Source organism: Butyricimonas faecalis, from assembly GCF_003991565.1.
GTDB lineage: Bacteria > Bacteroidota > Bacteroidia > Bacteroidales > Marinifilaceae > Butyricimonas > Butyricimonas faecalis.
In genome coordinates, this window is record NZ_CP032819.1 from 4,516,404 (window position 1) to 4,540,648 (window position 24,245).

The window sequence follows — 24,245 nt, forward strand, 5'->3', positions numbered from 1 at the left end:
TAGAATTTATCGGATGAAAACAAGTATGTTTGTTGTGCTTGCAAGCCTGTTTATGGCTTGCGGCACACCTAAGGACGGCTATGTGCTAAAAGGAGACCTGAAAAATGCAGGAAATGGGTATGCGGTGATCTCCGTGACCGACCACGCGGGCACATCGGTGATAGCAGATACAGCCAAAATGAGTGGGGGAAAATTCTGTTTCGAGGGTAAAACACCTTTCGTGGCGACATGCTCCTTGCAGGTGGCACCGGAAGGGAAAGAGGTGTTGGATATGCTCATCGTGTTGGAGAACAGCCCGATTGTGTTGCAAGGCGATTGGGCCAATCTGGAACGGAATGCCATGGGCGGCACATTTATCCGGGATATGAAAGTCACGGGAGGTAAGAATACCGAGGTATGCAATCTGCTGGACGAGGTGTATTTTTCCACTCGGAGATTGCCGGAGTTCAAGGATTATGAACGATTGGAAAAGTGGTTTGCTTCGTTGGATGAAAACACGGAGATGACGGATGAGGTGATCCGAAAAGGGGATACGTTGCAGGAGTTGGAGGATCGTTTTCGAGAATTAGTATTCGGGAAACAGCTGGAAATCATGGCAGCACATCCGTCATCGGAAGCGGCAGCCTTGTATTTGACTCCCATGATCGGGGGCATGAAGTTGGAAGAGTTTGAGCGGGTGTTCGGGCAGTTTGACGAGACGGTGCGGAATAGTGAGATCGTAGCAGGCATACGCAAGGAATTGGAAACCCGTCAGCGTCTGGCACCGGGACGGGTAGCTCCCGTGTTCTCGCTGGCCCAGCGTGACGGACAGATGCTTTCGCTCGCCGATTTACGCGGTAAGGTGGTGTTGGTGGATTTCTGGGCGAGTTGGTGTGGCCCGTGTCGTGCTCTTTTCCCTTGGGCGAAGGAGTTTTACAAGAAGTATCATGATAAAGGGGTGGAAATTCTTGGTGTCAGCGTGGATGATGACGTGAAAGCATGGGGAAAAGCCGTGGATACGGAAAAATTGCCGTGGTTGCATGTACGGGATGCAAAACTCCCGAATGGAAAGCGTGCGGCGAGTGATTTGTATGACGTGACAGGTATTCCGCATCTCGTGTTGATCGATCGCGAGGGGAAAATAGTCAAGAGCGGTTATATCGAGTATGAGTTGGAGAAGTTGGTGGATGGTTTGTTAATGGATAAGGAGACAGTAAAGTAGTTAATTTTAAAATAGATAGAGATGAAAAAATGTTTGATATTGTTAGTAATGAGTGTGTTGTTCGCTTGTAACGGCCAAGCGGGATATGTATTGAAAGGCGTGTTTAAAAATGCTGGAAACGGTACCGCTATTTTGACCTTGCTTTCTGACGAAAAATTATTGATTAGCGACACGGTGAAGATGAAGGATGGAAAATTCGTGTTCGAGGGCGAAACCCCGTGCGTGGGATTTGCCTTGGTGACGATAGCTCCGGAAGGGAAAAAAGCGGTTCAAGTTAGATTGGCGTTGGAGAATAGCAAGATAGAGATGAAAGGGGATTGGAATAACGTGGAGATGAGCGAGGAAGAGGAGTTGGTTGTCAAGGGTATGACAATTACAGGTTCCAAAAACCATGATGTATATGAAGAATTAAGCAAACAGTGGAAAGTGGTGGAAGCATTGCCGGAGTTTGAGAAATATGCAGAATTGGCAAAAAAAGTGCTGGATGATCCGGATATCTTGCAAGATACGACTTTTTATTGGGGATATAGAAAAGAGTTTGATGCTTATTGGGCGCGAATAAAGGACGAGCAATTGAAGATTATGGCTGCAAACCCCTCCGTGGCAACGGCTGCTTACTGGTTGTATTTTATGATGAACGATAATATGCCGTTGGAGAAGTTGGAACAAGTGTTCGGACAATTTGACAAGGAGGTGCGGGAGAGCGACTTGGTGAAAGAAGTGCGGGAAAATATCGAGTTAAGGCAACGGATAGAACCGGGACGTCCGGCACCGGAGTTCACGTTAGCACGGCGGGATGGTTCATCTTTGAGCCTGTCTGATTTCCGTGGCAAAGTGGTGGTCATTGATTTTTGGGCAAGCTGGTGCAGACCGTGCCGTGCTTCTTTCTCTTGGGTACGGGAATTTTACAAGGAGTACAAGGATAAAGGTGTAGAGATTATCGGAGTAAGCATCGATGCTAACCGGGCTTCGTGGGAGAAAGCTTTGGATGAGGAGCAGTTACCGTGGCCGCTGGTGATTGACGAAACGGTGAAGGGCAAAGCTCGAGTGGGAGGATTGTATCATGTATTGGCCATCCCGATGTTTGTGGTGGTAGATAAAGAGGGTAAGATTGTGGTGCGGGCACACATGGAGCAAAAGGAACTGTCGGAAGTCGTGGAGAAGGCATTGAGAAAGTAGGGCGTGTCTAACAAGTCTGTCTTTTAATGACTACCTCCCCTAACCCCTCCTTGCACAGGAGGGGAAACCGCTTGGTAATCAACCCTTCCCCTGTGTAAGGAGGAGTGGGAGGGGGTAGTTTGTTGATAGGAATAAAACTTGTTAGACAGTTACATTCCTTTTATCCTTTTCCCTTTCGATTCGTTGTGGAAGCGGTCGACAGCCGTGATCACGTAGCGGCATTTGAGTTTTTTGTTTGGAATGTAGCATTCCGTGTAACGGGTGATGGCTGCAATGTTGTCCGGATTGTTCAGATCTATTTTTTGTCCGGGCAAGAAGCGGTAGATCACAAAGTATTGCGGATTCCGCGGATCTTTACGATCTCCTCGGGCAAACCATTTTACCGTGTAGCCTTTTTCCGTGCGTTCAGCTCGGGGAGAGGCTATTTTCTTCGGACGGCCGTTGTGCATGTGGGTATAGGCCGGAATAAGTGCCGGGGTTTTATGATAGTGTTCTTGAAGGCTGTCAGCGATACCATCGGTGTTCCATACGATTTCATTCGCGGGCCAGAAGCAATTGCCTTTCACGTGGTGCAAGGAACGGGAGAGTTCCATTTTTCGGGTAAGGTCGGAAGCTTTCATCGTGCGAGCCACGTCTTGGCCGATATACAGGTGGATGTCGTGAGCATTTTTGTCCCACCATTTAGCCAGCGTGATATAGTCTGCGGCTGGATGACCGATCTCCCAGTATATCTGGGGAATATTGTAGTCAATCCATTTCTTTTTGGCCCATAATGTGATGTCCGCGTACAGGTTGTCGTAATTTTGCAACCCGTTGGTATTACTGCCGCTACCGTCTGGCGTACTTTTTTTATTCCGGTAAATACCGAAGGGGCTGATCCCGAAACGTACCCATGCTTTCGTTTTTACGATGGTGTGTTTCAGTTCCCGGATTAATGTATTGACATTTTCTCGTCGCCAGTTATCCCGTTCGTCTGGGGTATATCCCTTCCCGTACGTGCGGAAGCTGTTGTCATCGGGGAAGGGTATTCCGTTCACGGGGTACGGGTAAAAGTAGTCATCCATGTGGATGGCATCCACGTCATAACGGCTTACAATATCTTCCACGACCCGGCAAATATACTCCCGGCAAGCAGGGATTCCCGGATCGAAAAGTAGCTGCTTGTTGTAGGTGACAAACCATTCGGGATGTTCGTGATACACGTGAGTCTCTGCCAGCGTGGAGGTTCCGGAAGTTCCGGCACGGAAAGGGTTCAGCCAAGCGTGAAACTCCATGTTGCGGCGGTGACACTCTTTGATCAAGAAAGCCATGGGATCGAATAGCGGATCGGGGGCAACTCCTTGTTTGCCCGTACAGAAACGGCTCCAAGGTTCAATCTCCGACAAGTACCACGCATCGGCTTCCGGACGTATTTGAAAAATGATGGCATTGATCCCACAGTTTTGTAGCAGGTCGAGTTTACGGATGAAATCCGCTTTCATCTCTTCCGGAGTCATTTTAGCGTATTCGCTTTGGAAAACGGTTTGAATCCATGCCCCGCGGAATTCTCGTTTGGGAGACTTTTGTGCAGATAAGGTGGTTATGCTTAAGATCAAAAATGGAATGAGTAGCCGAATATGTTTCATGACGGTTGATTTATGATGTCGCGAATATAGTTATAAATTCATAAACTTTACGTGCGTTAGTTACATTGATTTACCAAAGTGTTCTTGCATAATCGGGAGGATTTGGTTAACTTTGACCAGATCCTTTAAGTCTGTAAGTTTCATTTGAAAAGTGGGGACTTTTCTTTAAAGTTACTGAATTTTAGGGATTATTGTAAATGATCTACTAAATATTTGTTTAGAAAAACATTCGAATGAAGAAACAATTGGTCATATCCACTTCTATTGATTTGGTTCGTGTAGCACCGGATAGAATCGTCTATATTACATCGGACGGCAACTATTCTACGCTTGTACAAACCGATAATGAGGTGCGTATGCTTTCTTATCAGTTGGGACAAATTGAAAAAATGATTTCAACCCAACTTGGCAACGAAGGAAATATTTTCATTCGTATTGGAAAAAGTCTAATCATTAACCGCTCCTACGTCTACTACATCAACATTCCTAAACAGAAGTTGACTCTATCAGATGTGGTATCATTTAATCATTCTGTAACTGCATCTAAAGAGGCGTTAAAACAGTTGAAGGAGCTATTGGAAAAGGAGGTAAAATAATTATGGAAGAGCTTAAGGAAATCCGAGATGACCAAATTCGCATTGTCGGCGAAGGAGGAAGTAAGAATCCTTTGCTGCGTAATGCATGGATTATTATCCTCTGTGTTTTAGGTATTGTTATAATTGGTGCAATCCTTCTGCTTTGTAAAAAGCAGAAGGAAGTAGAAGAGGTTGAATTAAAACAGCCTGAACCTGCCTTATTTGAACCCGTAAGATTTCCCCAACCTGTCAAACCTCAATGGATTGGAAAAGAGGTTGATTCATTGACAGCCGGATTTGTAGAGATTCGAGATACTTTAATCAATGATATTCCCATTAAAATCTACATTCCTCACAATGCAGAAATGTCATTGCATATTGGACGGGTGGATAAAACAGACACAAGTGTTGTATACGTAGCGCAAGCAGCAGATGTTAGAGCAGATAATGGTGGTATTGTAGGAGCCTTTGTCCTAAATGGAGAACCTAAATCTTGGGGACTATCGAAGAAAGGTTTCTGTGCATCAATTGCTGGAAAGGTAATAGTTGGAGTTGCTGATAATACTTCCCTTTTTGAGGAGGCTACCATGAGTGGTGGATATTTTTTCAGACAGTATCCGCTTGTTAAAGATGGCCGGGTAATCGACAACGAGCCAAAAGGAAAGTCTGTCAGGAGAGCGATATGTGATCGTCAAGGTGAAATTTTTATGGTGGAAACAGGTAGCATAGAATCATTTCATGATTTCGCACAGGTATTAGCTGATCTGGGTGTTAATCAAGCTGTGTATCTTGTTGGTTCTTCTGCATACGGATGGGCGGTTGACGAAACTGGTACAACTCATGAATTTGGAGATAGTGACTATTATACAGAACGTCATAAAATGCCCAAAAACATTAATTATATTGTATGGAGAAGAAAACGATAAATCTTCTTACAAAAGAGAATTATATCTTTTGCTTCAAATGCCACGAATTTATCGAGAAAGCAGCATGATGAAATGATGCCGTAAATTGTATTTCGTACACTTGAAAAATGATTTCGTACAGTTGAGAAATCATTTTTCAAGTGTACGATTTCTTTTTTAGAAATTTGTACTTGAACAAGTGTATAAACAAATTAAATCAAGTATAAAAATGAAGACTGCTTTACAAAAATTCTGGATCGCAATTTTGGCTGTGGTGAGCTTTGTTGCTTGCGAATCGAAAGAGACTATGACACCTGAGGAGGCTGCCGGTTGGGTAGCTGCTTATTCTCCTGAACGCATCGATATTGATGCTACAATTCGTATTGAAGCAACGAAGACACTGTTTGAGCATATTGACACCCTGCGCTCTCTTGATAATGTGTTTCGATTTACTCCCTCTGTCAAGGGATCAGCGCATTATGTCAATGGTGGTAAGGTTATTGAATTTATACCTGAGCAAGGAGGGTTAGAGTTGGGTGAGCAATACAACTGTCGAGTTGGAATATCAAGTCTGACCGGAATTGATTCGTTAAAAGATTTCTCATTCTATTTTGTTGTTGAGCGAAGAGAAGCGCAGTTGACAGACCTTCATGTGAGCATTGATCCCGATAATGTAGAGCAGGTTATCGTTACAGGTAAGATGTTGTTCAGTTCCGAGCCGGGCGAACAATCAACCGATGCATCATTTCTTGATTGCAATGTAAACGACGCAAAATCTGCCATACGGACAACTGACGAAAAGTCGTGTTATGCGTTTACAATTACAAGCATAAAACGCAAATCTGATGACTTTATAATGCAGATTAAATATAACCCGAGAGGAGAGTTTTCAATGGCTACCTCTTCGGTTGTCATTCCGGGATTGTCTGAGTTCAAGTTACTCTCTGCCAAGCGATGTGAGGCAGTACAGCCCTATATTAACTTAGAGTTTTCAGCACCTCTTGCATCTGAACAGGAATTGGATGGTTTGATTACGATTGACGATGTTGATGCTGTTCGTATCGAGCGTCGAGGCACTAATGTTAAGGTATATTATCCTGTAAACGGTCTTACCGATATTGTGTTAAGAGTGTCGGAACTTATTCGAACAAATGATGGTAGAACACTGCAGGGCGATATCGAGCAGCATTTCGAACAGAAGGTCATTGCGCCAGCTATAGAAATTCCTATAAGTGGTACAATTCTCCCTGATGGCAGCAACCTCACTTTCCCCTTTCGTGCAGTAAACTTGGTGGCAGTGGATGTTGAAGTGATAAAGATTTACACCGATAATGTGCTGACATTTTTGCAGGAAAATGAGATAAATGCGACCTATGGGTTACGTCGAGTTGGTAGATTGATATACAAGCAAACCGTTCGTTTGGATAAAGATGAGAAACTTAATCTTCATCAGTGGCAGAATTTTTCAATAGACTTAAAAAATTTGTTTCGTCAAGAGCGTGGGGCTATTTATAATATCAGGCTATCATTTCGCAAAGCCTACTCTCTATATGATAAGGTGAAGATTGGTGAAATTGATATAAATTCCGGCTTAACAAGGAGTGACAGGGATGAGTGGGATAAAAAATATGCCGACATCAATCGTATGCCAGCCGACTATGATTGGTATAACTATAATTGGCGAGAACGTGATGACCCCTCAAAAGAAAGTTACTATATGACAATGGATCATATGCCCGAGTACAATCTGATGGCATCAGATCTCGGATTGATTGTGAAGCGTGCTGATTCCGATAAGTTGTGGTGTACGGTGTCGAATTTGATGACAGCAAATGCAATGAGTGGAGTTCGTGTAATTGCATATAACTACCAGATGCGTGAAATTGGCTCGGCATATACTGATGAAAAAGGCTTTGCCGACTTCATAGTCGATGGAAATCCTTTCGTAGTAACGGCATCTAATGGCGTGTCTAAAACCTATTTGAAAATCAATGGTGGTCACGAACTCTCTACAAGTTGCTTTGACGTTGGAGGTAAGAATATTCCGCAAGGTATAAAAGGCTTTGTATATGGAGAGCGTGGGGTTTGGCGTCCGGGCGATGATATTTACTTGACACTTATTGTGGAGGATAAACAAAAGGCATTGCCCAAAAATCATCCTGTGATAATGGAACTCTATACACCGGAGGGACAACTCTACGATAGACAAACTCTAACGCAGAGTGTAGATGGTATTTATGTTTTCCAGACAGCAACCACAGATGATGCACCTACCGGAAGTTGGGATGCTTGTTTCAAGGTTGGTGGACAGACATTTCATTATACGGTAAGAGTTGAAACTATCAAACCCAATCGTTTGAAAATAAATATCTCTTCGCCTGAGGTGTTGTATAGCGGAAAACCGGAAAATATTGGTATTGAAGCACATTGGTTGACAGGTCCTGTTGCTGCAGGTTTAAAGGTTAATGTAGAAATGTTATTTTATAACAATCCTCAGCCGTTCGAGCGATATAATGATTATTTGTTTAGCAATCCGCTTTACACCAATTCTCACTCGAAACAAAATGTCCTCTCTTGTCAACTCGACTCGTTGGGAAAGTGTTCAAATGCTTATTTTTTGCCTATTGCAGAAAATGCACCGGGTATGATGCAGGCGAATCTTATTGCAAGAGTAGCGGAGGCTGGTGGCGATGAGAGTCTGACTTCTCGTTCCGTGCGATATTCGCCTTATGTAAGTTATGTTGGAGTTAATCTTCAGGACAGAGAATTTGAGACTGATTGTGATTTGCATTTCCCCGTTATTACTCTTGATGCAGAAGGTCGTTTCATTGAGCGCAACCTCACCTACAAAATTTACCATTTAAATTGGAGTTGGTGGTGGGAAGGCTCGGCCAATGATTTGAATAAGTATGTTCAGAGTACAACCGCCGAGGTTGTTGCATCAGGAAGAGTGGTGACCACGCAAGGTAAAGGTGAAATTACTTTCCGTGTAGATTATCCATCTTGGGGGAAGTATTTGATTTATGTAAAAGATTCTATCAGTACGCATGCATCAGGAGGTGTTGTGTATATCGATAGGCTAGATTGGCGAGGGCATTCTGCTAAGAGCGACCCAACGGCTGCGACGATGTTATCCTTCTCACTCGATAAACGTAACTACGAGGTTGGTGAGTATGCTACCGTATATTTTCCTAAATCGGCAGATAGCCGTGTTTTACTATCCATTGAAAATGGTTCTCATGTTCTCTCGCGCGAGTGGGTTCGTACATCTCCTAAGGAAGAAACTGCACATCGCATTTTGATAACGAAAGAGATGGCTCCCAACTTCTATATTCATGCTTCGTTGTTGCAACCTCACGCACAAACGGCAAATGATTTGCCGATACGCATGTATGGGGTTGAGGGGGCAGAGGTTGTTGATCGTCGCACTATCCTCCATCCTGTAATTGAGGTGGCTGACGAGATATTGCCACAGCAGGAGTTCTTGATTAAGGTGCGAGAGCAAGATGATAAGCCTATGAGTTATACGTTGGCAATTGTAGACGAAGGATTGCTCGATATTACAGCATTCAAGACGCCACAACCTTGGCCAGCGATGAACGAGTGCGAAGCATTGGGTGTGAAGACTTGGGATATGTACGAGGATGTTATCGGTGCTTATGCCGGTAAATTTACTTCAATATTGAGCATTGGTGGTGATGAAGCACTTCGTCGTGCTGTAGGAAAAGAGAAGCGATTTAATCCGGTGGTTAAGTTTCTCGGTCCATTTACGCTGAATAAAGGAACAAAAACACATAAAATCACACTTCCGATGTATGTTGGCTCGGTGCGTGTAATGATTGTGGCGGCTAAGAATGGTTCATATGGTAATGCGGATAAAACTGTTACTGTGCGTTCTCCACTGATGTTGCTTACCACAATGCCTCGTCAATTGGCGTGTGGAAACCGCATTAATGTGCCAATCAATCTCTTTGCTCTAGAGGAAGGTGTAAAGGATGTTCAAGTTACGATGAATGTTGAGGGTCCGTTATCTGTTGTGGGTGAGGAATCAAAACAGGTAACATTCACACGGCCATCGGAAAAGTTAGTTAATTTTGAATTGGTATGTGATGATGTCCGTAGTGGTCAGGCAAAGATTGAGATAACAGCTGTTGGTGGCGGTCAAAATGCGATGGAAACAATCTACATTGATATTGCTAATCCACTTCCAGACGTTATTGCGTCGCAGTCTGTAACGCTTGAAGGTGGGGAAAAATATCGTTTTGACTGCTCTGATTTCAAGAGTGGAGAGGCACAACTGACGCTTGCCACAATGCCGACCATTGACTTTGGAGGGGCATTCTCGTTTGTCGAGAATTATTCGCACTATTGCACAGAACAACTTTCAGCAAGAGCTTTATACATGCTCTATGCAAGAAAGTTCTTGGGAGTGGAGGAACAGAAGTGTGCGGAAAAGGCATTGTCTTCATTACTTAAAACCATTACCTCACGACAACTCTCATCGGGTGGATTTGCCTACTGGCCGGGTAATAATGAGGCGCATGATTGGGTAACTTCAATGGTTGGAGAGGTATTGACCGAGGCTCGACGACAGGGATTTGCGGTATCAACACAATGTTACGACCGTTGGAAAGAGTACCAAAATGTTTCCGCCCGTCGCTACCGTCACACGATCACCCATGCAAAAGACTTAAAGCAAGCATACCGCCTATACACGCTTGTTCTTGCCGGAGAACAACCAACTGCAGCTATGAATAAGTTTAGGGAGTCGAAGAGCATTTCGCGACAGGCTCTTTTGCGTCTTGCTGCTACCTATTCTTTAGTAGGACGTAGCGATATTGCTACCAAGTTACTCGAAAAGTATGATGCAACACCTATTGTCAATGGCACGTATGAAACCTTTTGGTCAACATTACGCGATGAGGCGATGGCCTTGGAAGCTTGGTTGTTGGTAGGTGATAAGGTAAAGGCATTTGAGGTCGCGCAAGATATTGCCAATAACTTTTCTGCCATCTATTCATCAACGCAAGAGGTTGCCTTTGTCTGCATTGCAATGAGCCGTATGGGTGATATGGTTGGAAATAGCTCGTCTCAGGTTGCTATTACAGAAGGTGACGAATCTACAAAAATCATTCGCAATCTTCGGGGTGTACAACAATTCGACTTGACTCCTGCCAATGGATTTATCGAGGTGGAAAATCAAGGTGAAGAGGCGGTATCACTCTCACTGATGCTGAAGCGTAAACCATATGCCACTGAGGTGGTCAAACCCGATGCAAAAGGTGTAGAGATTGATGTCCAATATACCGATTTGGTTGGCAATGCAATCTCTATTGATAAGCTTCGACAAGGGCAGGAATTTCTGGCAAAAATAAAAGTGAATATGAAGGCTAATAATACTCAATCTATGGCACTTACTTATACTGTACCATCCGGTTGGGAGATTTGGAACGAACGGTTGGTTGGCGGTAATGCTGATGCTGTAGCAACATATATCGATGTCCGAGATGATCGTATCTGCTGGTATTTCTCGGGAGAATCAGGAAAGAGCAAGTGCTTTACCGTTCGCTTACGTGCTGCCTATACCGGTGTATTTGTTCTTCCACCGACCATTTGTGAAGATATGTATAACCCGGCTTGTCGAGCAAATACACCAAACAGCAAAACAAGTGTGGTTCAATGAGAAAATATTTCAGATATGGAGTCATCATAGTAATAGGAAACATCTTACTACTATGGTTCTTTTGTCTTCCTCGAAATCTTTTTGAAGGAGTGTCATACTCAACTGTTGTAACAGATAGGAATGGAGAGTTACTGGGGGCTCGTGTGGCTGATGACGGTCAGTGGCGTTTCCCTCCTAGTGAAACACTTCCCGAGAAGTTTGTTAAAGCACTCATCGAATTCGAAGATCATCGTTTTTATGCTCATTGTGGGGTAAGTGCTCGAGCTATTGTTCGAGCAATCGTGCAGAATCTCCGTAATGGGCGTATCGTGAGCGGGGGTAGCACACTATCAATGCAGGTTATCCGTCTTTCACGCCAAAAGCCCCGCACGATATGGCAAAAAGTGGTTGAAATGTTTATGGCAACACGATTGGAGGCCCGTTACACCAAAGAGGAGATACTACGAATTTACGCTTCACACGCACCTTTTGGCGGTAATGTTGTGGGAATTGATGCTGCTTTGTGGCGTTACCTTGGCGATAGCGGAGCTGACTTATCGTGGGCAGAAGCGGCTACTTTGGCTGTGCTTCAGAATGCGCCATCGCTTATTCATCTTAATAAAAACCGTAATGCATTGCTTGGCAAGAGGAATCGATTGCTCAGTCGTTTGCACGAAAAAGGTGAGTTATCGGATGATGACTATTGTTTGGCAATTGAGGAGCCTCTGATTGGAGAGCCTTATCCGATGCCGCAATATACGCCACATTTGGTGGAATATTATAACAAAACGGCTCATGGCAAACATACTACAGTTCATATAGATATTGCGCTACAAGAGCGAGTGGAAGAACTTGCAACAAGGTGGTGTCAAGAATTACGATTGCAAAATATTCGTGATCTTGCTGTTGTTATGGTAGAGGTTGAGAGTGGAGAGATTGTAGCTTACTGCGGTAATAGTGATATGTCATTTGAGCGTGAGGGTAAATGGGTGGACATTGCCCGAGCTAATCGCTCTTCGGGTAGTATCCTTAAGCCGCTCTTGTATACGGTGGCATTGCAAGAGGGAATTATCTTACCGGAAACATTGCTCCCTGATGTGCCGACCGACTTTAGGGGTTTTACTCCCAAAAATTTTGATGGAACTTATGCGGGAGCTATTGCCGCAGACGAGGCGCTTGCCTTGTCGCTCAATATCCCCAATGTTCACCTATTGAAGGCATATGGTGTGGCTCGTTTTGCAGAGACATTGCAGCGTGCAGGGTTCGTTTCGCTCAACCGTTCTACAGATAAATATGGACTTTCACTGGTATTAGGTGGAGCAGAAGTTTGCCTTTGTGATGTTGTTTCATGCTATGCTCGTATGGCGGCCTGCTATATCGATACAACAGCCTATGCAGAGTTCCCGTTACGAGATCGGGTTGCTTTGTATCATACATTCAATGCAATGCGTGAGGTGAATCGTCCCGACCAAATGGATTGGCGCAGGGCTACTTCGGTGCAAAATGTAGCGTGGAAAACGGGTACAAGTTATGGTTCGCGTGATGCTTGGGCGATTGGTGTTACTCCCCAATATGTGGTTGGGGTATGGGTTGGTAATGCTGATGGAAGCGGAGTTGCTGAACTTACGGGAGCAAGAATTGCCGGACCTATTCTTTTTGATATGTTGAATTTGTTATCTTACTCGGAATGGTTCGCTGAGCCATGTTCTACAGATGGTGTAACTCTTAAAGTATGCGTCCATTCGGGACATCTTGCAGGTCGATATTGTACCGATACGAAAGAGGTGTTACTACCTCGCAATAGTGTCAAAAGTCTTTCTTGTCCCTATTGCAAAGAGTTTAATGTTTCTCTTGATGGCTTACGGCTCATCACAGACAGAAGTGAACCAACTCGTGCTGAACGATATTTCGTACTACCACCCCTTATGGAGCATTATTATAAGCAACAACACCAGGAGTACATCCCATTACCAACAAAAATTTTGACTAATGATGTTGCAGGAAGTGCATTCCATTTTGTTTATCCCAGTGATGGTAGTATTGTATCTGTGTCCAAACAGATGGATGGAATGCGAGGTTCTGTGGTCTGTCAGGTTGTACACTCTTTATCAACACAGTTATTTTGGCATCTGGATGATTCATTTATTGGCACGACCTCGAATGTTCACAAGATGCAAATCCAGCCTTCATTGGGTTATCATACTATAACGGTTGTTGATGGTTTTGGTAGCCTACAGACAATATCAATAATAGTAAAATAGTTGGATTGTCTAAAAGGGGTTGCCTTACGACTGGAACAATATATCAAGACGTTACAGCGGAATGGCTACTGGGACGATGGGGATGTTTATTCTCGGGTTGGTTCTGCATCGGGAACTTATGCTTATGATAAAAATGAGAATATCTTAGATTCAATTATTTCAAAGAACTATTATGTTTTTTTAGTAAACACTAATGAATGCTCATATATTTATACGAAATAAATAAGCAAACAATAATGACTATTGCTTTTCAATTGCATATATTTTCCATCTGCCATCTCCAGCATAGATTGCTTTCGCATTCACATGACAATTGGAAGTAATGTTGTATTTTTCTAGTATTGTTTTATGGACATAGTAGTCACTAATGAATGCAAAATCTGGTACTCCGTCATCACACCAATCTTTATAATTGAGTTCCAAATAGCCTGATATGTGTTTTATCAAATCATTATTAATCTCGTTAGTGATCTCTGCTTTAAGCACTTCCACTAATTTCTTTTGTTTACCTAGATTCTTCTTGTCATTGATTTCCCGAACAAAATAATAAATCTTAATGCAATCTCCAACGGATGGCCGCAAATCCGTCTGATCATAGTGCAGAATACCTGAAACTAGTTTGGGGCCTAATACAAAATGGAATAGTTTACGCTGATTATTGACATCATCTACCGCCGCAATCCTGCACTTGAACTTCTCAATAGCCTCGTCCTTTGTACACTTTTGTACGTCACATAAGAATATCTTGTTCTCTTCCTTGACTTTCTTTTTGTATTGGCGAAGTTTGACGAAATCCCCTTTTTCAAATTTCTGTTGCTCATAGTGTTCATAGACGAGAGTTGAATCGGTCAAATAAATATGATAGACCTTTTTTTCTGTATTTACATATTGAACATAGCCATATTGAATCGGTAAATTAAACCAATCAGCTGTTTCTGAAGGAGCGGCAGTCAAGGGGATATATTTGATCTCCGTTTCCTTTTTAGGCGGCTGCCATGAATAATCACCGGGAATTGTTCGAATTGTTTCGTCTTTATACAATCTGAATTTCCAGACTTGTCCTTTATGACTATCTCTTAATATTGGAAATCTTTTCTTATCAGTAGCAAATTCAATTGTTGTACCATCTACAAAAAACATCATGGTCTTTCCGTTCTCGTTTCTCCTTTTGTCCACAAGTACAACTTCCGTGAAAGGAATATCTTCGTAAACGTATTCTTCCGCTATTGAGATATTTTTGGCATAAAGTGCCGCATTATTGTCAGATACAGGAGTAGCAGAGGAGCATTGCTCAAGAAGAACATCTACTTCCGAATCAATACGCCATCCCTTTCCAACATAATGTTTCTTATATTGACCAAGTTCAACTACTGCATTTGCATATTTCTTGGATTTAATTAGTTGTCGTGCCAATTCCAATCGCATCTTCCCTATGAAGTCTTCATTCTTCTCTAAGCTTAGAGCTTTGCAAAGAAAAGCAATCTTTACATTCACATCTTCCCAACAATCGGCAAATTCACTCCAGATATAGTATTTCTCTCCCATCTTCTGGCAAAGCCTTTTATAGATATCCTTTGCTTCTGCTTGCTGACCAGCACGTAGATGAAGTAACGCTTTCGACCTGATATTCCAATCATCATCCGGCATCTTTTCTATGGCTATTCCATAGAGGTCAATAAGCCACTGGAGGTCTCCCAGTTGTTCATCAGAAAGATTCTCAAGAGCTTCTTTTACTCTTTTCAGCGATTTGACAGCTAACGGTTTATAGGTTTCCCCATTATCCCCTTTCTCTTCTTGCCAGTCAGCTGTTCTTAGTTTCTCTGGGTTCCACCTTCTAAAGAAATCATAGAATCGCCATGCATTGTTTTCCTTCATTGTGCGCTCGGCCAACCCAAGAACTTTCGAATGAGAAGTAGAGGCTGGAGTATCATTGGATAACTCTATATATTGATTAAACAGCTCCCATGTAGATGAAGAGATACCGCCATCGGTATTACGATACAGCTTCCAAAAGAAATGGTTCTTTATCATTTCGATAAAATCGTCTTTCCTGTAGGGGATAAGCCTGACAAATTCTTGAATCTCATCTAAAGGATAATCAACAAAAGCCTTTGCAATTCTCGACATCAACGATGGAATAGTTTTGCCTTCGTTGCTATGCGAATCTTCAAAATCATCCAGTCGCAAATTGTTCGGATTCCATAGCTTGAGAAACGATATGAGTTTGAAATTGCTATCCTGTTTAGAGTAATTAAGGGCGAAGTTCAATATTTGGGAATGCAGCGTCGAAGGGCGCTCATTATGAAGATAAATATAGTTCTTCAGTTGCGTCCGCACCTGTACAGAATCAAGTTGCGCAATGTGATCTCGCAAATAACGGTATATTGCCCATCCATAGCTTTCATGCACTTCTTCAGGAAGATTTCCGTCTACTGACAATTGGGTAAGAATCTCCCATGCTTTGTCATTGTTTCCATTCTGGCTCAACTCTTTAGCCTCTTGAATCTGGGCGTAGAAAGGATTCACCGTTAGCCTCAGTGCTTGTATTTTTCTAACAAGCGTTTCTGCAAACTCATCAAATTGGGTATCGAAATGCATGCGCGACAGAAAATCTGAAATTTTTTGCGCTTCTACAAGATTTCCTCCCTGTTGCTCCCTTTTGCAGATATCGATCAATGTCCAGGCATAGGCCTTCAAGATATCTACGTTTGTTTCGTCCTGTCGAAGGATCTTTTCAGCCAGTTGCCTGGCTTCATCCAGTTGACCATTGCGCCGGAGAGCATAGATTTCAGTTGATAAACGAGGGGAGTAATCATTCTCATTGTAATAATTGGGCCTTGTCATTTTTACCATCCGAATTATAGTTTTGTTGATTTATCAATACTATTTTCCGTACCTCATTTGCAATGGTGGTATCTGTAATGTCGAATATCTCAATTTTGTTGACGAACCCTTTGCTATGGTTTTCCATGCTGGTTCCATACCATAGGCGGAGAGTAGCGTTGCCGTTATCGGATGTGGCCTTGCAGATAATCTGATAATCCTTACTGAACACTACCTTAAGCTTGAATCCCCGCTCCTTCATCTGCTCACCAAACGCATTAACGACTTCCAGGATATAACCGGGAGTTTCTACCGGTTTATTGCATGACACAGCCTGAGCAAAGATTGTTTCTATGCTCTGCTTAATACAGGTGGCATCAACTAACTCATTCGGCTCCATTCTAATTGCCGAGATACCATAAGAATCTTTAGCGCCCTTGTTATGAAAATCAATTACCAGTTTCTTTTTAATTCCTTGCGGTACTGAAAATACGGCCTTGGTCAAATAATCATTGCATGGTTTGACCTCCTCCAAGATATAACCGCTTGGTTCGACAAGCTTTGTCAATTCACAAATAGCAGCTGACGCATTGACGTTATTAAGCGCAACCATCTCAGTAAAACGGGATGGCACTTTATACCCATCATATATAAGTAATTGCTTCGGTGGGTTAACACCTGAATCTGTTTCGCTCACGGTACAATTCATAAACGGATGGACATATTGCGGTTGTGCAATATGGAATACTCCGGCCGCAACACTGAGTCCACTGTATAGCCATCTGAAATAAGACTCATTGCATATTCCGTCATTCTCTGCGCGGAATCCTTTCAAGATGACATTGTCAAATTCGGAACCGATTGCCTTATGAACAGTTATAGCCCATGCATATTTCGCGTACAATACATTGATAAGCGAATCGTTCTCACGGGAATACCGTTTCTTTTGCTCAGCAATACAACGATTAATGAAGACATTAACGGCAATCTGTTCCTCCTTAGCCAATTCATCCGCACAATCCAGATAATTGTCAAGCACCCAAATCTCGGTATCCTGTCCACTTAGGCTCAAACATTTAACAGATATTTTTGTGAAAGACAGAAGTACTGGACGAGGATAACCCTTAATGGATATTGGTTCACGACGCTTCTCAAGCACATCCTTTACAGTAAAATACATCCCGTTCAGCACTCTTTGGGGATTACCAAACCCGGTCTCATCAGGGATACAGATATTGTTATTAGCAATAAGAAGGTCTCCTGCTGCAAGTTCCTCCCCATTATTCAAACAATGATGCTTAACCCAAAGATTGGTTTTCTGGCAGTCGCTTTTCTTGAAAAACAGGACCGACTGCTTGGGTTCTTGCTGCAATGGAGACATAAACCATTCCTTCATTTTTTTGGTAATCGCATCTTTCTCAATCTCAACGATAGTCCCATCATCAAAAGCATAGTTCAAGTTGTTGAACAGCTGTGCATCCATACTCTTGGCGAGACTACATTTTAGTGACTCCTTGCAGGACTCATGTGAGTCGCAGGCAGGCTGATGATAGTAATGAATAACCCTATTCCTACAGATTGTTTGAAGATTGGCCACATTGATAGCAGAATCGTCGGAAGTCCCGAAAGATAGCATGTAAGGGTCACCAATGAAAACGATTTTCCGCTCAGATGCCGGATTGGCAAAGATGATAAAGTCCTCAAGCAGGCGTCCTGTTCCAAAGCGAAGCAAATCTGTTTGAGAGAGGCTGCGGCTTACAAGATGCGCATCATACACCATTAACAATGCCCGCTTATCCAATCCGGCATCCGAATGGAGGGAAATAACCTGCATGGCCTCATCATCTTCTTTATCTTCGGATGTCCCGTTCCCTCCATATATGAATGAATAAAGGCTGGAAGCCTCTATCCCGCGCTGGCCCAATTGGCGACTAATTCTATTTGAGTGACATAGCCCATGAACTTCAGGAATCCCGTAATTATCTGCAATTGAGAAAATGTATTTTGCCCAATTATCCCGTTCTTTTGTATCCATTGATGTTAAAACAAGAAGGTCGTTGCCCCCGGCTTGCATAAAGGTATCGATGGTAGATTTAGCCCCTTCTCCAACAATGATATCTTGCTTGTGAATTATCCCTATATCAAATGAATAATCTTGAATATATTCATCGGATGGGAAGATTTTTTTAATAGCCTTGGCAATCTCTTCGTCGAAAGCATTATCATTATTTAAATCATAAAGCAATGCTCCAATTTCAGATTCTTGTACAATCTTATAATAGGGATATTTTCCCGGAATTCTATTAGATAGTTTAAGTGGTCCAGAGAAAATATTTACTATGCATACTCGGGCAGGATTGATTTTTTGTTTGAGAATTGGATTATGTTCAACAATTTCTCTGAATGCGGTTCTATATGAAGCAAGCTGAAGGAATGGATTTAGGAAATGTGCACCAGCTTTAACCTCAATAATTTGATGGTCTAATGCGTTTTCCGTACGCCAAGGTAAACTCTTAAATTCATCATCGTCTCGTGGAATGTTTAGTTGACCTGCGTAGTCTTTGAAGTCAATAATTACAACGCCATGATTGAAGAAAAGAATTGCATCTGCACGAAAGCGTCGATAATTCTCATTAAATGGATTACCTATAAGAATGCCATCATAACAATGCTTTTTAAAGATGGTATCTATTATTTTGACAACGCGACGGAATTGTTCATTTTCGTGTGTTGCAGCTTGCTGATGTAAAACTTCTAATGCCATAAGAACTCATAATTTATTGATTTACTCATTCCTGTATTATAAAATTCTGCAATTCTTCCTCGATCGAATTTAGGCCATATATTTTGCATGATAGCGATTGAATATCTCCGTTTCATTTATAGTACATTAATTTTTTCCATTCTTTCAACGATTATTTTTTCCATTTCAATGCTCTGAATCTATCTTGCAAGTCCCGTAACCGCTCCATAATCTCATTGAAAGAGGGAGCATCGGCATAAATGAAGCCGATTTGCATTTGCTTATAGTCGTCCCGCAAAACATCTTCGATGTTTTGGGGAGGAAGAAACGATATCGTGTGTGGAAGATGGGTCGCATAGTCTAACCCGCTCCACGCTGTGAACTTCTTACGATGAGCCACAATGGCCTCGTATAATTGTAAATTCTGCATCGCTTCCATAGAAAACGGTTTATCCATCATCTTCACAATGTCATACATATGCCGTGTAATACGTTCGATATGTGTACAGCCATTGGGTCGGTTAAACTCCTCATGTAGCAGAAAGACTTTTTCCAAAAATGTTCGTCCTGGCACAACGGTAGGAACTGTAAATATTGGAAATGAAAACTCTTCACTCGGATAGGCATCTTCTATCATAGAACGCATTTCAACCTCTTTCGACGGTTCCATGAGTGAACGACTGCTTATCTCAACTTTGACTCGCTCCGGTATATATTGCATTTTTGTTTGCAGCACCGAATTATACTCGACAAATAGGACTACAGGGTCGAGGTCGCTGACAGATGTTTCCGGGACTATGACCTTACAACATCCTAATAACCCAAACTCTTTTAATCTGTTCTCAATGTCGAGCGCAAAAGTGCCATCTATGAACTTCTTGGAGTCTTTCCGCAATTTGGTTCGTTGGTTTTTAGTCGCAATATCTGTGAAGCCAAGATATTTGGGATCTATTGCAAGGTCAATATCTTCTGAAAATCGTTCTATCAATCCCCAACCTTTACTAAGGCTCGTTCCTCCTTTGAATACAAAAGCTGTAGCATACGGTAAAGAAAATATGGCACGCAATACCATACTGACCCAATAGTCCTTCTCAACAGCATTGTCAACAATCCCTTTATTTTCGGCAACATTAGCCAAAATGGTAAGTTGCTCTTCTTTTGTGAACTTAGTCCAATTCATAATGCAAGTTTTTGTTTAATCCATTGCGGAACAATGCTGTAATCGTATCTGATTTCATCCGTATTGCCATATTTTTCAATGGCTTGTTTTATGATAGCAACTTGTTCGTCGGTTACATTATCTTTCCCTAATTCTTTCATGGCAGCGACTATCAGTGGAAACAAATCCGTTTTATAGGCAAAATTACGGGGTACACTGCGCTTGAATATGATTTTACGGTTCCCGATAGTAAGTTCTCGTGCTGCGGCATCTGTCAAATAGACTGCGTTCATCGTAACCTGCGTGGAAAGTCCCAATTTATTCAAAGCAGTCAATCCACAAGGGATAATGCGGGCTTTATCTTTTTCTGCAATGGCGTATGCTATATCTTCAATGGATGGGCGAAGTACGCCGAACTTATTTCGTAAAGGATATAGATAAAGACCCTGCGAAAGACGTATGAGCACTCCCTCTTTCTCCAATCGGGAAAGAGCACGAGTAACCAGTCCATCGTTATTAAGATGGACAAAATCACGTACCATATAAAGTTTATTCGGTCCATTTCTATCTATAATATTCCGTATTTCCTTTGTTAGCACCATCTTTATATTCAAATGATTAATAGTGTAAAGGTACGATATTCTTCTTGATGCAACAACAAAATGTCCGAAATTCTTAAAGAAAATCGGACTATTTTAAATTCGCATAAAACTAAATCTATTAGTTGAGATCTAAAATATAGCTATTTGAAATTATAATCAATCGCTTACAGTAACGAGTAAGAGCAACCTAAGTACATGAAAAAATTTTGGTAATTATCCCTGAAAATTTGGACAATCCATTGGATCCTTTAAAGTCTTGGAATAAAATGTTCAATATCGGTTGGGCTGAATTGTATGTTCGAAATAATTGATTAGAACTTGTCTGAAATAAGTTCTTGTACTGAAATTTATTAAATAGACCAATATGTGTTTGAGAAATTTTTTTATTGTTCTCCTCAAATACAAGAATTAGCCGTGAGCCTTGGCTTGCAGAGAGGCCCTTCAATAGGAGGTCGCGTTATGAGAGCTCGACGGGAGGAGGCGTCGTCTGCTGGAACAGTAACATCAAAACATTGCAATGGACGGCTACCGGGATGATAGAGGATAACCTGTTTACAGCAACACGGGTAACCAATTGACTAGCTTGACGGAGAACGTTATTCCCACGTTGGTGGGAAATGTTTATTCCCGCAGTGGTTCTGTATCGGGAACTTACAGAATGAGAACATGACGATTGATAGTCGCCGTGTTTTGAATTTCGGTTATAATGTTTTAAATTTGTTGAGAGAGGTTGAAGTGATAGGTGGGGTGTTGGAGTCAAAGTACTTTTACCTTGCTGGCAGGACGGAGTTAGGGGTGAGGGATGACCCGTTATTGAAAATTATTTTTAATTTTAATATTAAATAAATGTATATATATCGATTACAGATTCTCTCATCAAAGAGTTATAGTGAGGAGCAACTTAATAATATTATTGGTGTGAGTTCGAATTTTCCTTATGCAGACTGGGGAATAGAAATTATTCAATCAGGTGAAAATTTTTCGGAAATACTTGTATATTTCCTTTCTTTATTGGAAGGTAAATATGAAAAATTAGAATCAATCGGAATATCTCGAGAAAATATTTCAATATGGATATTATACGAGTATGAAGGGCAGTGTAATATGGAGTATGATCCTGAAAGTATGAAAAAGCTAGGAGAAAGTGGAATACTACTTTGTATTTCTTGTTGGGAAAAATAGGGGTGAATTGTCCTAAAATTTTTCTGAATAGACAATAAGTATTATCGCTCATGAAGACAAACAATGATACAAAGTACACGAAAGTGCTAGTGGCCCAATATAGTCCCCAAAATGGCTGTAACGTGACGGATGGTGAGATGTTAATTATTAAACCACCGGTAAAAGAACCAAACAAGGAGTTTTCATATCACTTTGAAGGAGTAATGACAGGTCGAAAATCTCGTTATGGTTGGGTAAAAACGGTTCCCGAGTACACATTAGAAAATTATATTGATAAATATTTAAAAAATATTTCCGAGAAAGAATTAGTTTACTTGGAATGCATGCTTAATTCAATATCTAACTTGCAAACTAACACGCCTGTTGCTGTTGATTATCGTCAAAAATCAATGGGTGAGCCTATTTTCGTTTTACACGTACATAAAGTTATTTTTTATAAACAAGATCAATAAGTTTGCCATTAAATATGATGGGGTATTTCATGTAAATGGAAGTAAGCATCATAAAATGACATGGGATTTTTAATAATTGAATTGAATGATTATGAGATTTGATAATTTTGATTGGCATGATTCTATATTAAATAGTGTAATAATAAATCGGCAGAATTTAGGATTGAATGATATCGTGGAATTGGATATAACTTGGCCTTCTGGAGAGAGAGGAATATTGTTATTCGAGAATGTGCGTAAATGCATAATGGATTTGAATTCTGGAACAGACACGAAAGATTGGATTTATAATGCTTATGAAACTGAAGATGATGAAGATTTTGTATCGTACAAGAAGCAAGTCGAGAATATTTGTAATGATATAGATAAATTGAAGTGTTTTGTGATAGAAACATCAACAACAGGAAGTCTTGTGAAAATATTTGCGACTCAAGTAATTGAAAGGTTAAGTGATTCTCCTGAAAAAAGTTTACTATAAAGTTACTTTAGATATTAACGTGAAATGTAAAAATCATCGAGAAGGAAAAATGAAAATACTTGTATTGATACTGGGTATTGTAGTTTGTTGCGTGACTTGCACGAGTAAACGATTAAACAGACAGGTTGTAGTGAATAATGATCAAGTTTTTTTTGATGACTGGGATGCCTCTAGATCGGCTCTTGATTTAGCTCTCCATCGATCGCGAGTAGAGAAAAAACCATTGTTGCTGTGGATGTCAGCTTACGGTTATTCTTTTGATCCAATCTTGATCAAAAAGATTAATGATATCCCATGGTTAAAGAATTACATTCTAGATTCAATGGTTGACTGCCGTTTGATGGTTGATAGTAAATTCAAATATCGTCCAATAAAAAGTCGAGAAATGAAAGCTTTAGTACCTCGCGAGATGAATTTCAGGTACGAGGGCCACGTGGCAGAATGGATTCGTCAAAATTATTGTGATAGTTTGTTTGGAGTCATGGTCGTGGTTGATCATGAGATGAACAAGTATTCTTGTTATAGGGAGTCGCGTTGTTTTTTGAAGGATTCGCTCGCTTTCCTGTCCTTTTTGCAGCAAGCGAAAAGAAAATATGATTCGACGTTAATCAAGAACAGGCATTTGGGCATTACCCTGAAAAAATTTACTAAATAGAATTTGAGGGGAACAATAAAAGTTTTCCTCAAATAGAAGAAGTAGTGCGAAGCTGACTATTTTTATTGATATGGAACGTAACTTTGCTTTAGGCTCTATTATAACAGGAGCAGTGGTTATCATGGGTATATTGTTTTGTCGATTATTCTCAGGTCTGTATAGAGGATGGGATATTTTTATGATGCTTGATCCCTTGTTTTTTTATACATTGTTAATTATGGCTGGTGTTTCTTTTTTGAAAAACAGAGATAGAGCAATCCATTTGTATTGTTTTTTTAGTTGGGGAATTATTGTTGAACGCTCTCTGTTTATGATTTTGATAGGTGATCTTGTGAATATCACGTTAATAGATTATGTCCCTTTAATATGTGCGTTGCCGTTTATTATAATGTATCCAAGAAAATAATTGATTGCCAGAGTATAAATTTAATGTAATTGATTATCAATATGGAATGGAAATTTGCATGGAGTTCAATAATAACGGGTATTATACTTGTAACAAGTATAATTTTTATTAGACTGACAATTGATTTATACACGGGTTGGAATGTTTATATGATACTTCGCCCTTTGTTTTTTTACACATTGTTAGTCATATCTGGTATAAATTTGCTGGTTAATAGAAAATGTGCAATTTTTTTATACAAATTTTTTAGTTGGGGTATTGTAGTAGAACGAATTTTGTTTGTATACTTGTATTGGGAATATATAGATATTATACTGATGGTTTATGTCCCGTTAGT

16 protein-coding genes are annotated in these 24,245 nt (G+C 41.1%); 11 read left to right on the forward strand and 5 right to left on the reverse strand.

Features of this window, described 5'->3' with window-relative positions:
* The first annotated feature begins 13 nt into the window (after positions 1–13).
* A complete protein-coding gene (locus D8S85_RS19235; protein ID WP_106482139.1) occupies positions 14–1,201 on the forward strand; it encodes a TlpA disulfide reductase family protein in 1,188 nt (395 codons plus the stop codon).
* Positions 1,202–1,222: 21 nt separating this feature from the next.
* The gene (locus D8S85_RS19240; protein ID WP_106482141.1) at positions 1,223–2,380 is read left to right on the forward strand and encodes a TlpA disulfide reductase family protein; all 1,158 of its coding nucleotides are present in this window, start codon (positions 1,223–1,225) and stop codon (positions 2,378–2,380) included.
* Between the two features lie 149 nt (positions 2,381–2,529).
* Here the strand turns inward: D8S85_RS19240 and D8S85_RS19245 are convergent, their stop codons facing one another.
* Positions 2,530–4,005 carry a glycoside hydrolase family 10 protein gene (locus tag D8S85_RS19245; protein WP_106482143.1) on the reverse strand — a complete coding sequence of 492 codons (1,476 nt, stop codon included), beginning with the start codon at positions 4,003–4,005 and terminating at the stop codon, positions 2,530–2,532.
* Positions 4,006–4,238: 233 nt separating this feature from the next.
* On the opposite strand from D8S85_RS19245, the gene D8S85_RS19250 reads away from it, so the two are divergent.
* The 4 genes from D8S85_RS19250 to pbpC all read left to right on the forward strand — a co-directional run bounded on the left by D8S85_RS19250 (position 4,239) and on the right by pbpC (position 13,408).
* Positions 4,239–4,601: a LytTR family DNA-binding domain-containing protein gene (locus D8S85_RS19250; RefSeq protein WP_106482146.1), complete on the forward strand. Its 363-nt coding sequence runs from the start codon at positions 4,239–4,241 to the stop codon at positions 4,599–4,601.
* 2 nt (positions 4,602–4,603) lie between these two features.
* Positions 4,604–5,506: a phosphodiester glycosidase family protein gene (locus tag D8S85_RS19255; protein ID WP_106482148.1), complete on the forward strand. Its 903-nt coding sequence runs from the start codon at positions 4,604–4,606 to the stop codon at positions 5,504–5,506.
* A gap of 208 nt (positions 5,507–5,714) precedes the next feature.
* Positions 5,715–11,168 (forward strand): alpha-2-macroglobulin family protein, encoded by a 5,454-nt coding sequence (locus D8S85_RS19260; protein WP_106482150.1) that lies wholly within the window; start codon positions 5,715–5,717, stop codon positions 11,166–11,168.
* Positions 11,169–11,257: 89 nt separating this feature from the next.
* Positions 11,258–13,408, forward strand: a complete 2,151-nt coding sequence (gene pbpC, locus D8S85_RS19265; protein WP_317128926.1) for a penicillin-binding protein 1C — start codon at positions 11,258–11,260, stop codon at positions 13,406–13,408.
* 240 nt (positions 13,409–13,648) lie between these two features.
* Here the strand turns inward: pbpC and D8S85_RS19270 are convergent, their stop codons facing one another.
* From D8S85_RS19270 to D8S85_RS19285, 4 genes are all read right to left on the reverse strand, one after another.
* On the reverse strand, positions 13,649–16,261 hold the full coding sequence (locus tag D8S85_RS19270; RefSeq protein WP_106482156.1) for a tetratricopeptide repeat protein: 2,613 nt from the start codon (positions 16,259–16,261) through the stop codon (positions 13,649–13,651).
* Positions 16,227–18,995 (reverse strand): hypothetical protein, encoded by a 2,769-nt coding sequence (locus D8S85_RS19275; protein ID WP_106482158.1) that lies wholly within the window; start codon positions 18,993–18,995, stop codon positions 16,227–16,229. Before D8S85_RS19275 ends, D8S85_RS19270 begins: the two co-directional genes overlap by 35 nt.
* A gap of 151 nt (positions 18,996–19,146) precedes the next feature.
* Positions 19,147–20,154, reverse strand: coding sequence for a nucleotidyl transferase AbiEii/AbiGii toxin family protein (locus tag D8S85_RS19280; protein WP_106482160.1), 1,008 nt, complete (start codon positions 20,152–20,154; stop codon positions 19,147–19,149).
* Positions 20,151–20,735, reverse strand: coding sequence for a DUF6088 family protein (locus tag D8S85_RS19285; RefSeq protein WP_228423275.1), 585 nt, complete (start codon positions 20,733–20,735; stop codon positions 20,151–20,153). Before D8S85_RS19285 ends, D8S85_RS19280 begins: the two co-directional genes overlap by 4 nt.
* 846 nt (positions 20,736–21,581) lie before the next feature.
* Between D8S85_RS19285 and D8S85_RS19290 the strand changes: the two genes are divergently transcribed.
* The 5 genes from D8S85_RS19290 (at position 21,582) to D8S85_RS19310 (ending at position 23,908) form a co-directional block, all read left to right on the forward strand.
* Entirely contained in the window at positions 21,582–21,917 is a 336-nt protein-coding gene (locus tag D8S85_RS19290; RefSeq protein WP_106482165.1) for a hypothetical protein, read from the forward strand.
* A gap of 50 nt (positions 21,918–21,967) precedes the next feature.
* Positions 21,968–22,369: a hypothetical protein gene (locus D8S85_RS19295; RefSeq protein ID WP_106482167.1), complete on the forward strand. Its 402-nt coding sequence runs from the start codon at positions 21,968–21,970 to the stop codon at positions 22,367–22,369.
* Positions 22,370–22,460: 91 nt separating this feature from the next.
* Positions 22,461–22,847 (forward strand): hypothetical protein, encoded by a 387-nt coding sequence (locus D8S85_RS19300; protein ID WP_127075559.1) that lies wholly within the window; start codon positions 22,461–22,463, stop codon positions 22,845–22,847.
* A gap of 49 nt (positions 22,848–22,896) precedes the next feature.
* A complete protein-coding gene (locus tag D8S85_RS19305) occupies positions 22,897–23,502 on the forward strand; it encodes a hypothetical protein (RefSeq protein ID WP_127075561.1) in 606 nt (201 codons plus the stop codon).
* Between the two features lie 70 nt (positions 23,503–23,572).
* Positions 23,573–23,908: a hypothetical protein gene (locus D8S85_RS19310; RefSeq protein WP_106482173.1), complete on the forward strand. Its 336-nt coding sequence runs from the start codon at positions 23,573–23,575 to the stop codon at positions 23,906–23,908.
* Positions 23,909–24,245: the final 337 nt, after the last annotated feature.